This window comes from Lacticaseibacillus suihuaensis (assembly GCF_054785075.1).
The window spans coordinates 1-9660 of the sequence record NZ_BAAGBJ010000024.1; the positions used below are offsets into that span (position 1 = coordinate 1).

Genomic DNA, 9660 nt, shown 5'->3' on the forward strand with positions numbered 1-9660 from the left:
AATATGAGCTGTTTGAATAGCTCGATTTGTTGTTACTAGCGAATTGACTTCGCAATGTTTAATTCTTTTCAATTAAGAAAAGCCCTATCACATTTACGAAACTTTGTTCAGTTTTCAAAGGACTACCTTGTCGTTAAGACAACTTAATGAGTATATCTTATCGCGACGATGTTGTCAACGGTTATTTTAAGGGGTGAATATTTATTCATTCCCGCCGCTCAGCAACCGGTGGGTCGCTTCGACAACAACAAGTATCTTACCAGCCAAAGGGGCGCAACGTCAACCAAAACTTCAACTTTCTGAGGCAAAAAAATAAATCCGAACGGAGTATTTTTATTAATTAATCTCCGTTCGGATTTATCGTGATCAGGCCGTTACTGCCGGCTTAGCGTTCGTCAATTTGAGCTTGCGCTGGCAATCCGGGCACAGCCCGTAAACCTCCAGGTGGTGGCCGGTGACCGCAAACCCGGTTTTACCGGCCGCGACGTTCTCGACATCGCTCATGCCGCTGTACACGAAATCGACGATGCGGCCGCAGTTCGTGCAAACCGCGTGGTAGTGCGGCGCCAGGGCGAAGTCGTAGTGCGTCGCCACATCCCCGATGTTCATCTCCTCGACCAGGCCGAGGTCGATCAAAAGCCGCAGGTTGTTGTAAACCGTCGCCACGCTCATGTGCGGGAAGTCCGGAGCCAAGGCGGCGTAAATCATCTCCGCCGTCGGATGGGCCACGCTGGCGATCATGAAGCGGATGATGGCCACCCGCTGCGGCGTGATTCGAATTCCCTTGGCCTTCAGACGTTCGATGGCCTGATCGTAGACCGTATCCTGCTGATTTGCCACCGTGCCGCCTCCTTACTTTTTATCATAGCTTAACGCTAAATTGGGTCGTGTGCAAAGGGGTCGCGCAAATTTTGCGCGGCCCCCTGCCGTCAATCGTCGGCCTTCTTCGTGTTCTTTTTGCTGCTGGTGCTGGAAGACGCAGACGTGGTGTCTGCGGTATCCGTATCATCGGCGAGCTCCGGCGCGTCGGTCAGGTACTGATCCAGAAGCGACTCGCCCTTGTGCTGACTCAAGACGCTGGTGTTTTCCTTTTGCGCCGCCTTGAGCGTTTTGGTTGCGGTCTTCTTGTTGTAGCTGTAGTCACTCTTTTTGACCTTGGTGAAGCCGCTTGGCGTGTAGAAGCGCAGCAGGTCGCTGTTGATCACGCGGTCGGACAAGGACAACGTCGTGGTCACGCGGTTGGTCGCCGTGTCGATCGCGTCTTTTTGCGCCGCGGTCAGCTTCTTGAGCAACTCACCGGTCTGGGTGTCGTAGTAGCTGCTGCCGACTTTGGTGTAGGTCGGGGTGACAAAATCGCCGTTGCGGAAGGCGACGGTCTGGTCGCGATCCTTGCTCAGCAGGTCGCTGCCGAACTGGATGTAGTTGCTGGACTTCACCCCGAGCAGGTTCTCGATGGTCGGCAGCACGTCGATCTCCCCGCCGTATGTGTGGTTGACGCCACCCTTGAGGCCCGGCATGTGAATCATCAGCGGCACCCGCTGGAACTGGGCGTTGTCAAAATCGTTGAAGTCCGTGCGGCCGAGCAGCTTGGCGACGGCCTTCTTGTGGTTGCCGGAAATGCCGTAGTGGTCGCCGTAAAAGACCAGCATCGAGTTCTTCTCCAGGCCACTCTTTTTAAGCCAGGCCATGAACTCACCGATCGACTGATCCAGGTACTTGGCGGTTTGGACGTAGCCGTCCACGGTCTTGTCGCCGGTCTTGGTCTTGGCGATGGACACGTTCTTCTTGTCCAGCTCGTACGGGTAGTGGTTGGTGACGGTGATCAGCTTCGCGTAAAAGGGCTGCGGCAGCTGCTCGACGTACTTGGTCGAGTACTTCATGAAGATCTTGTCCTTGAGCCCGTAGCCGACCTCGTAGTTCTTGCCGCTTGGGTAGTAGGACTTGGAGATGAAGTAGTCGTACCCCCAGGAGCGATACGCGTTGTCGCGGTTCCAAAAGCTTGGCACATCCCCGTGGAACGCCGCGGTGGTGTAGCCCATCTGATCGAGGATCGCCGGCGCGGCCTGGAAGGTGTTGGTGGTGCCATCCGCCACCATCGCCGAGCCTTCGGCGGTGCCGAACAACGAGTTTTCAAGCATCATCTCCGCGTCGGCGGTTTTGCCCTGACCGACCTGGTTGAAGAAGTTGTCGAAGCTCAGCGTGTCGCTTTGGTGGTAGAGCTTGTTCAGGTTCGGCGTCACCTCCGTGCCCTGCCACTTGAAGTCGATCAGAAACTGCTGGAAGCTTTCAAGGTGGATGATGAAGACGTTCTTACCCTTGGCCACGCCACTGTACTCGACGTTCGGCGCCGTCTGGTGGTTCTTCAGGAACTTCTTGACCGAATCGAGGTCGGAGGCCTTGGCGTTGGCCTTGGCCGCCGAGGTCTTGGCGGTTTTGACCCCGTCGACCATCGTGTAGGCGTTCAGACCCAGGTACTTGACGATGTAGTTATTATCGAAAGTGCGGGTGAGCAACCCCGAGCGGTCGGAGTAGGCCATGCTGAGGTTCGCCCCAATCATGCAGCAGGCCAGCGCCGTGATGCCGAGGGCCACCGATTTTTTGACCGGCGTCGTGTTCATCCGAATCACGCGGAAGGCCAAAAGCAGGATCAAGACCACCAGGTCCAGGAACACGAACCAGTCGCTGGCGTTCATGATGCCAAACACGCCCTTGCTGAGGTTGTTGGACACCGCCCCGGACCCCTTGATCAACGCGAAGGTCAAAAAATCCGAGAACTCGCGGTAGTACAGGATGTTGGCGAACAGCCAAGTGGTGGTCAGCGCATCGATAATCAGCATCGTGATGTACGACTTGCGACCGCTCATGTACAGGGCAATCCCAAACAACAGAATGGTCGTCGGAATCGGGTTGATCGCAAGCAGCAGCTCCTGCATGCTCCCCTTGACGCCGAGGTTGAATTTGGTGTTGTAGGCCCAGTACGTCTTGAGCCAAAACAGTGCGATTGTCAGGGCGAAAAATCCGAACCGGGTGTTAAAGTACCCGCGAATTCGCCTGCCTATTTGAGTCATGGTGTTCCTCCAACTGTGTTGATTGTCGTGTACGGATGAGCTACACACTGGTAAGTCTACACAAACCCCACAGAAAAGACAATTTTCAGCCCTTATTTTCACGGGGTTTAACGACATCTTAACCGGCCGGGCCGGCGGGTTTGGCCTTGCGTGGGCAATTCGGCCGGCCGCGGTTCAACCAGTCGCCGGCTGAAAATTCCGGTGACACCAGCGCCTGAGTTCGCGCCGCGGCGCCGGCCGTGACTCGCCAACGCGCCGGTTGCAGCCGGCGCCGCGACTCGCCGACCTGGCCTCGGATTGACCGGTCTCTTGGTCGCGCCACCCTGACTCCGCCGCAGCGGGTGGGCCTGGATCGCCGCCCCGACCGGCCACGGATTGGCCGCCGCAACGTGGCTGCGCCGACCCAACGACAAAGAGCGGCCGGGCATTTGCCCAACCGCTCTCACACGCGCTACTTAGTTTTCCGAATCGTCGAGCAGGTCAAAGATTTCAATGGCAACAAGGTCGATGTCATCGAAGTCGAATTTCTGGTGTTGATCCATCTCTTCAAGCGTGAATGTCTCGGTTTTGGCGTCGTAGGACACCAAGCCTTTTTCTACGCCGTCCTTTTCGAACCGGCGCGTTTGCACCTCGCCATCCGCTGCTTCTTGCATGGCTTCAAGGCGTTTAATGATCGCAACTAACTGTGAGCTTTTCATGAAACGGCCCCTTTCCTGTACTTCTGTGATAGCGTACCATAAAAACGCTTTTTGTGCCCGTAAAAATCCCCGATTGCCAAAGTTTTTTCACTTTTGCCTGCGCCTTTGCGACGTCATGCGCTGCGGCACCACGGACAGCGCCACGGCCCCCAGCGCCATGCCCAGGTAGTAGGTCAACAGGCGCCACAACAACATCGCCAACACCAGCTGCGACGGCAGCGGCACGTAGGTCGCAAACAGGGTCTTGAAGCTGTACTCCGCCCCGCCGGTGCCGCCGGGAATCGGGAACAGCGAGACGATCATCACGATCATCACGTGCAGCACGATCACCTCGACCAGGCTGACGTGGTTGACGCCGAAGCTGCGCAGCACGAAGTACGGCACTGAGTAGTACAAGAGCAGCTGGGCCAAGGTCAGCGCGGCCGCGCGAAGGACCTTGGTCTTCTCCTGCTTGAGGTGCAGGCTTTCGGCGTAAAACGAATCGATTTTCTCGTTCATCTTGGTCTGCAAGGCGGCCTGTCGCACCGGCCCCGCGAAGCGGCCGTACACCTTGACCGCCCAGGCCACCAGCTGCTTGGTGAAGCGGTAGTGGTACATCACCAACAGCAACCCGCAGATCACGACCACGTGAATGACGAAGCCAAAGACGATGAACCAGGCCAAGGGCCCCAGCCGCCCGGCAACCTGCCGGAAGCCGATTGCGATGGTCAGAATGAAGTTCAAAAGCACCATGAACTGGTAAACCACGAACTTCATCAGCAAGACCGAGCTGGCCCGGCCGCCTTCGACGCCGGCTTGCATCAGCGCAATCAGCTGCGCCGGCTGGCCGCCCGAGGCAAAGGGCGTGATGTTGTTGAACAGCTGCTCGACCAAGGGCACCCGTAGCGCCGCCTGGAAGGGCAGGTGTTCGCCGTCGTGCTGCACGAAGATCTGCACCACCCAGGTCTCAATCACCCAAGAGGCAAGCATCACTAGGGTCGCCACAAGCAGCCACCAGAGGTTCAGGTGCAGCAGGGTCTTGACCACCTGGTGAAAGTGCAGGTGGCGCATCTCGAACAAGAAGATGCTGACGCCCAAAAGCACCATGGCCAAGGCGGCCAGTTTGTTTTTTCTACTCATGACGGCCCTCGGCCAAGGCGGCCTGGCTGCGGTAGAAGTGCTCCCAGACCCGCGCCAAGCGGTCCTCGGAGTAAGTCGCCGCGGCCTGGCTGCTCTTGGCGGCGTAGGCCTGCTGCAGCTTGGGGGAGGCCGCCAGCTCGTGCAGCTTGGCGTTCATCGCGTCAACATCCTTGGCCTTGATCGCGTAAGGCGCGATGATCTCGTCGTACAGCGCCAGGTCCCGCACCATCACCGGCGTCTCGGTGGAAAAGGCCTCGAGCACCGCCATTGGGAACAACTCCTCGTAAGACGGCAACAAAAAAACGCTGGCCATGTTGTAGTAATCCACCATGTCCTCGCGCGGCACGATCCCGGTGAAGGTCAGGTTGTCCGGCGCGTTGGCCACCGCCGACTTCAGGTGGTCGTAGCCGTTGGTGATCATGCCAAAGGAGAAGCCGCCGGCCCAGATGAAGCGCCACTGCGGATTCTGCTTGGCTAAGGCGATGAAATCGTCGACGCCCTTGCGATCTTGCACCTGGCCGGCGCCGAACACCACGAAGGCGTCCTCGGGGATCCCATACTGGCGCCGCAGCCCGGCCCGGGCCGACGTGGTCGCCGGATAGAAGGTCTCACGCGACACGAAGTTGGGAATGTAGGTCACGCGGTGCGGGTCGATGCCGTAAGCCGCCAGCCGCGGAATAAAGTTGGGGTTCACCACCACCAGCTGATCCATGCGCTTGTAAAAGGCGATCACGTACTTGTCCAGCGTGAAGCGAGCCGGACGCGGCAGGCGTAAGCTCTGGTCCAGCGTGTCCGGCAGGAAGTGGACGTAGCCGATTTTGCGGCCGCGCCGCTTGGAGAACGTCGAGGCGAAAAACGCCGGGTCGATGGTGTGGTAGTGGCTGATGACGCTTGGGGAGTACTTGTTGATGCTGATGTGAAACTCCCCTGGAAAATACTTTTCCAAAAGCGCCAACAGCTCCCTGTATACGGCGCCGACGCCTTGCCCCGCGACTTTGTCCGCGGATGAGAACATGTGGATGTCGATCATGGTTACCCCTTTAAAGATGGCCGATCCGACTCAACGGTCACCTTGTCTTCCTTGGCAGACAGCGCCTGTTGGTACCGCGCGATCGCCGCGTCGTAGAATGCCAGCACCCGATCGCCGAACAGGTCGGCCGAAATGGCGGCGAGCTTGGCCTCGCGCGGCGCTGGATCGCTGAAGGCCTGCGGGTGGGTCAGGTAGCCGCAGACCTGGCGAATCATGTCCGGCTCGTTATCGAAGGTGGTGCCGATGGCCGGATCGTCCAAAAGCGTCTGGGTGTACTCCCCGCTCCAGGCGACGACCTTGCGCTCAGCCGCTAGCGCCTCGATGTAGGTCAGCCCCTGCGACTCGGAGTCGCTGGCCGACACGAACACGTCGCCGACGCGGTAGTAATCCGGCACCGCACTGTGGTCCACCTCGCCGGTGAACCGCACGTGCTCGCCGAGCCCCAGCGCTTCGGCCTGCGAAGCCAGGTCCTCCCGCGCCGGTCCGTCGCCGACAATCAGCAGCACGGCGTCTGGCACCTGCTTCAAAATCGCCGGCATCGCCGCCACCAGCTTGTCGATGCGCTTCTCGTAGGCCACGCGCGACAACGACAGCAGCACCGGCACCCCGCAAAGCCCCAGCCGTTCGCGCAGCTGCGGGTCCTTGGCCTGCTGGAACTGGGTCAAGTCGACGCCGGTGGGAATGATGGCCATCGGCGTTTTGATCCCGTAAGCCTCAAGCGAGGCCTTCGCCCGCTCGGACGGCGCCACCACGCCGGACACGTGGTACAAAAAGGCGCGGATGAACTGCTTCACGTGGTAAGGCCGCAGCAGGTGGCCATTCATCACGTAATGCAGGTAATCCTCGTACATGGTGTGGTACGTGTGAACGACGGGAATCTTCAGCTCCCGGGCCACGAACTTGCCGATGTAGCCCATCGAGAACTCGGTTTGCGTGTGAACAATGTCCAGCTGCAGCTCCTTGGCCACCTGGTAGGCGTGAAACAGCCCCCGCACCGCGATGCGGCGGTCGGTGAACGAGACGAACGGGACACTGGTGAAGCGAAACAGGTTGGGCTCAACGGCCGCTTCGGGCACATGCGGGTCCGTGGTGGTGAAGATGTACACCACATGCCCCTTGCGCTCCAGGTCGTCCTTCAACGTCTTAATTGAGGTCGCCACGCCACTGACCTGCGGAAAATACGAATCCGTAAAAATGCCAATATTCATCAGACTGCCTCCAAACGTCGAACTCCGGTTAAATACAGTATATCGGCTAACCCAAACCGATTCAATTTTCTGTTTTGCTCACTCATGATTTTAACAGAATCGTTACGTGCTGCCCTCGACCCTAAGACCGAAAAGCCGCCAGGTGGTAGCCAACCCACGGCGCCGCCGCCGACCGGTTAAGGCCCTGCCTCGCGGCCACCGCTAACCACACCTCATGACGAACACCCCGAGCCGTGCCAGGCAGCCGACGCCGGTCGCTAGCGGCCGCCTCGCTGGCGCCACGACCGCCCGACCGCTTCGCTGCACTGCGGCTGAGTTGGCCCAGCCCAGGCCGCCGGTCGGAGCCGGTTGCCACGGCCTCGGGTAAGCCCAGGTGACCTGGCGCAGGGTACAAAAAAAGCCCCATCTCTGGGACCGATGATACCGGCAATCGGGGTCGAACCGATACTCCATCGCTGGAACTGGATTTTGAGTCCAGCGCGTCTGCCAATTCCGCCATGCCGGCATAATATTCATCTATTTCTCGAAGCGACAGCCTGAGAAAGGCGGTGATCGGATTTGAACCGACGCATATAGGTTTTGCAGACCTTTGCCTTACCACTTGGCTACACCGCCGTGAGCAATTGGGGTAGCTGGATTCGAACCAGCGCGTGACGGAGTCAAAGTCCGTTGCCTTACCACTTGGCTATACCCCAATCAAGGGCGGTATGTGGGAATCGAACCCACGTATGCTGGATCCACAAACCAGTGTGTTAACCACTTCACCAATACCGCCATATTAACAAAAAGCAGGGATAGTAGGAATTGAACCCACACTGACGGTTTTGGAGACCGTAGTTCTACCTTTAAACTATATCCCTATAAATGGAGGATCTAGGATTCGAACCTAGGAACCCGAAGGAACGGATTTACAGTCCGTCGCGTTTAGCCTCTTCGCTAATCCTCCGAAAAAATGGCGCGGGACGGAATCGAACCGCCGACACATGGAGCTTCAATCCATTGCTCTACCAACTGAGCTACCGAGCCATTAACGGTTCCAACGAGACTCGAACTCGTGATCTCCTGCGTGACAGGCAGGCGTCCTAACCAACTAGACCATGGAACCAACAATTATTCAATTGTAATTGCGGGAGCTGGATTTGAACCAACGACCTTCGGGTTATGAGCCCGACGAGCTACCAGACTGCTCCATCCCGCGATAATGTATAAAGGAGAATGAGGGATTCGAACCCTCGCGTGGGTTTCCCCACCTGACGGTTTTCAAGACCGTTCCCTTCAGCCAGACTTGGGTAATTCTCCATATGAGGCATGACCCGTACGGGATTTGAACCCATGTTACCGCCGTGAAAGGGCGGTGTCTTAACCACTTGACCAACGGGCCGCAGAACGGAGAAGGAGGGATTTGAACCCTCGCGCCAGTTTCCCGACCTACACCCTTAGCAGGGGCGCCTCTTCAGCCACTTGAGTACTTCTCCATATTAATCTTGGAACACTGGGCCTAAATGGACTTGAACCATCGACCTCACGCTTATCAGGCGTGCGCTCTAACCAGCTGAGCTATAGGCCCATAAATCTCGATCCAGCGGGTGACGAGAATCGAACTCGCGACAACAGCTTGGAAGGCTGTGGTTTTACCACTAAACTACACCCGCATATGCGGATACTGGCGCGGGACAGAATCGAACTGCCGACACATGGAGCTTCAATCCATTGCTCTACCAACTGAGCTACCGAGCCGACACCGGTTCCAACGAGACTCGAACTCGTGATCTCCTGCGTGACAGGCAGGCGTCCTAACCAACTAGACCATGGAACCAATTGCGGGAGCTGGATTTGAACCAACGACCTTCGGGTTATGAGCCCGACGAGCTACCAGACTGCTCCATCCCGCGATAATATATTTAGTATACCTACTGCGATCCACCGTGTAAAGAACGGATGGACCTTGTAGGGCTCGAACCTACGACCGGACGGTTATGAGCCGTCTGCTCTAACCAACTGAGCTAAAGGTCCAGGCCAATCGCGGCGGGGGGGATCGAACCCTCGACCTCCCGGGTATGAACCGGACGCTCTAGCCAGCTGAGCTACACCGCGATAAATCTCAATTAAAAAGAACGAGCAAGTCGTTCCTATCGGGAAAACAGGATTCGAACCTGCGACCCCCTGGTCCCAAACCAGGTGCTCTACCAAGCTGAGCTATTTCCCGAGCACTGCACCCAGTAGGAGTCGAACCTACAACCTTCTGATTCGTAGTCAGACACTCTATCCAGTTGCGCTATGGGTGCATATTACATTGTTTCGCCTAGCGGCGAAGCGGAAGACGAGATTCGAACTCGCGACCCCCACCATGGCAAGGTGATGTTCTACCACTGAACTACTTCCGCATGAAACTGTGATCCAATACCTGAATGGCACTGGAGGATACAGGGCTCGAACCTGTGACCCTCTGCTTGTAGGGCAGACGCTCTCCCAACTGAGCTAATCCTCCATAAATGAAGCGCGGCAGCTTCCTACCCTCGCAGGCAGTCACCCACCAA

At 57.6% G+C, this 9660-nt stretch carries 6 protein-coding genes and 23 tRNA genes; all 29 read right to left on the bottom strand.

Going from position 1 to position 9660, the window contains the following annotated elements:
* Window positions 1-366: 366 nt before the first annotated feature.
* The 29 genes from ACYVRZ_RS12715 to ACYVRZ_RS12855 all read right to left on the bottom strand — a co-directional run bounded on the left by ACYVRZ_RS12715 (window position 367) and on the right by ACYVRZ_RS12855 (window position 9611).
* Entirely contained in the window at window positions 367-840 is a 474-nt protein-coding gene (locus ACYVRZ_RS12715; RefSeq protein ID WP_461227413.1) for a Fur family transcriptional regulator, read from the bottom strand.
* Window positions 841-929: 89 nt separating this feature from the next.
* The gene (locus ACYVRZ_RS12720; RefSeq protein WP_461227415.1) at window positions 930-3068 is read right to left on the bottom strand and encodes an LTA synthase family protein; all 2139 of its coding nucleotides are present in this window, start codon (window positions 3066-3068) and stop codon (window positions 930-932) included.
* A gap of 455 nt (window positions 3069-3523) precedes the next feature.
* Window positions 3524-3766, bottom strand: a complete 243-nt coding sequence (locus tag ACYVRZ_RS12725; protein WP_225048160.1) for a YkuJ family protein — start codon at window positions 3764-3766, stop codon at window positions 3524-3526.
* Between the two features lie 87 nt (window positions 3767-3853).
* Entirely contained in the window at window positions 3854-4885 is a 1032-nt protein-coding gene (locus ACYVRZ_RS12730) for a lysylphosphatidylglycerol synthase transmembrane domain-containing protein (RefSeq protein ID WP_461227417.1), read from the bottom strand.
* Window positions 4878-5915: a glycosyltransferase family 4 protein gene (locus ACYVRZ_RS12735; RefSeq protein ID WP_461227419.1), complete on the bottom strand. Its 1038-nt coding sequence runs from the start codon at window positions 5913-5915 to the stop codon at window positions 4878-4880. Before ACYVRZ_RS12735 ends, ACYVRZ_RS12730 begins: the two co-directional genes overlap by 8 nt.
* Before the next feature lie 2 nt (window positions 5916-5917).
* On the bottom strand, window positions 5918-7123 hold the full coding sequence (locus tag ACYVRZ_RS12740; protein ID WP_461227421.1) for a glycosyltransferase family 4 protein: 1206 nt from the start codon (window positions 7121-7123) through the stop codon (window positions 5918-5920).
* 421 nt (window positions 7124-7544) lie between these two features.
* Window positions 7545-7628, bottom strand: a tRNA-Leu gene (locus ACYVRZ_RS12745).
* A 38-nt stretch (window positions 7629-7666) separates the two neighbouring features.
* Window positions 7667-7738: transfer RNA gene (locus tag ACYVRZ_RS12750), tRNA-Cys, on the bottom strand.
* Between the two features lie 8 nt (window positions 7739-7746).
* Window positions 7747-7818 (bottom strand) — tRNA-Gln (locus ACYVRZ_RS12755).
* Window positions 7819-7824: 6 nt separating this feature from the next.
* Window positions 7825-7897 (bottom strand) — tRNA-His (locus tag ACYVRZ_RS12760).
* Between the two features lie 15 nt (window positions 7898-7912).
* Window positions 7913-7983 (bottom strand) — tRNA-Trp (locus tag ACYVRZ_RS12765).
* A gap of 5 nt (window positions 7984-7988) precedes the next feature.
* A tRNA-Tyr gene (locus tag ACYVRZ_RS12770) sits at window positions 7989-8069 on the bottom strand.
* Window positions 8070-8076: 7 nt separating this feature from the next.
* Window positions 8077-8149, bottom strand: a tRNA-Phe gene (locus ACYVRZ_RS12775).
* Window positions 8150-8154: 5 nt separating this feature from the next.
* Window positions 8155-8228: transfer RNA gene (locus tag ACYVRZ_RS12780), tRNA-Asp, on the bottom strand.
* Between the two features lie 19 nt (window positions 8229-8247).
* Window positions 8248-8321, bottom strand: a tRNA-Met gene (locus tag ACYVRZ_RS12785).
* Window positions 8322-8332: 11 nt separating this feature from the next.
* Window positions 8333-8422: transfer RNA gene (locus ACYVRZ_RS12790), tRNA-Ser, on the bottom strand.
* A 10-nt stretch (window positions 8423-8432) separates the two neighbouring features.
* Window positions 8433-8504 (bottom strand) — tRNA-Glu (locus ACYVRZ_RS12795).
* 6 nt (window positions 8505-8510) lie between these two features.
* Window positions 8511-8598: transfer RNA gene (locus ACYVRZ_RS12800), tRNA-Ser, on the bottom strand.
* Window positions 8599-8616: 18 nt separating this feature from the next.
* Window positions 8617-8690 (bottom strand) — tRNA-Ile (locus ACYVRZ_RS12805).
* A gap of 14 nt (window positions 8691-8704) precedes the next feature.
* A tRNA-Gly gene (locus ACYVRZ_RS12810) sits at window positions 8705-8775 on the bottom strand.
* Between the two features lie 12 nt (window positions 8776-8787).
* Window positions 8788-8860: transfer RNA gene (locus ACYVRZ_RS12815), tRNA-Phe, on the bottom strand.
* Window positions 8861-8865: 5 nt separating this feature from the next.
* Window positions 8866-8939 (bottom strand) — tRNA-Asp (locus ACYVRZ_RS12820).
* A gap of 2 nt (window positions 8940-8941) precedes the next feature.
* Window positions 8942-9015 (bottom strand) — tRNA-Met (locus tag ACYVRZ_RS12825).
* A 47-nt stretch (window positions 9016-9062) separates the two neighbouring features.
* Window positions 9063-9136 (bottom strand) — tRNA-Ile (locus ACYVRZ_RS12830).
* 7 nt (window positions 9137-9143) lie between these two features.
* Window positions 9144-9217, bottom strand: a tRNA-Met gene (locus ACYVRZ_RS12835).
* Between the two features lie 38 nt (window positions 9218-9255).
* Window positions 9256-9329, bottom strand: a tRNA-Pro gene (locus tag ACYVRZ_RS12840).
* Window positions 9330-9334: 5 nt separating this feature from the next.
* Window positions 9335-9408, bottom strand: a tRNA-Arg gene (locus tag ACYVRZ_RS12845).
* A gap of 27 nt (window positions 9409-9435) precedes the next feature.
* A tRNA-Gly gene (locus ACYVRZ_RS12850) sits at window positions 9436-9507 on the bottom strand.
* Between the two features lie 31 nt (window positions 9508-9538).
* Window positions 9539-9611 (bottom strand) — tRNA-Val (locus ACYVRZ_RS12855).
* Window positions 9612-9660 lie beyond the last annotated feature (49 nt).

What these genes read in the sequence shown, in the direction of transcription:
- ACYVRZ_RS12720 (WP_461227415.1), bottom strand. Translation starts at nt 3,068, where the DNA reads ATGACTCAAATAGGCAGGCGAATTCGCGGGTACTTTAACACCCGGTTC.
- ACYVRZ_RS12725 (WP_225048160.1), bottom strand. Translation starts at nt 3,766, where the DNA reads ATGAAAAGCTCACAGTTAGTTGCGATCATTAAACGCCTTGAAGCCATG.
- ACYVRZ_RS12730 (WP_461227417.1), bottom strand. Translation starts at nt 4,885, where the DNA reads ATGAGTAGAAAAAACAAACTGGCCGCCTTGGCCATGGTGCTTTTGGGC.
- ACYVRZ_RS12735 (WP_461227419.1), bottom strand. Translation starts at nt 5,915, where the DNA reads ATGATCGACATCCACATGTTCTCATCCGCGGACAAAGTCGCGGGGCAA.
- ACYVRZ_RS12740 (WP_461227421.1), bottom strand. Translation starts at nt 7,123, where the DNA reads ATGAATATTGGCATTTTTACGGATTCGTATTTTCCGCAGGTCAGTGGC.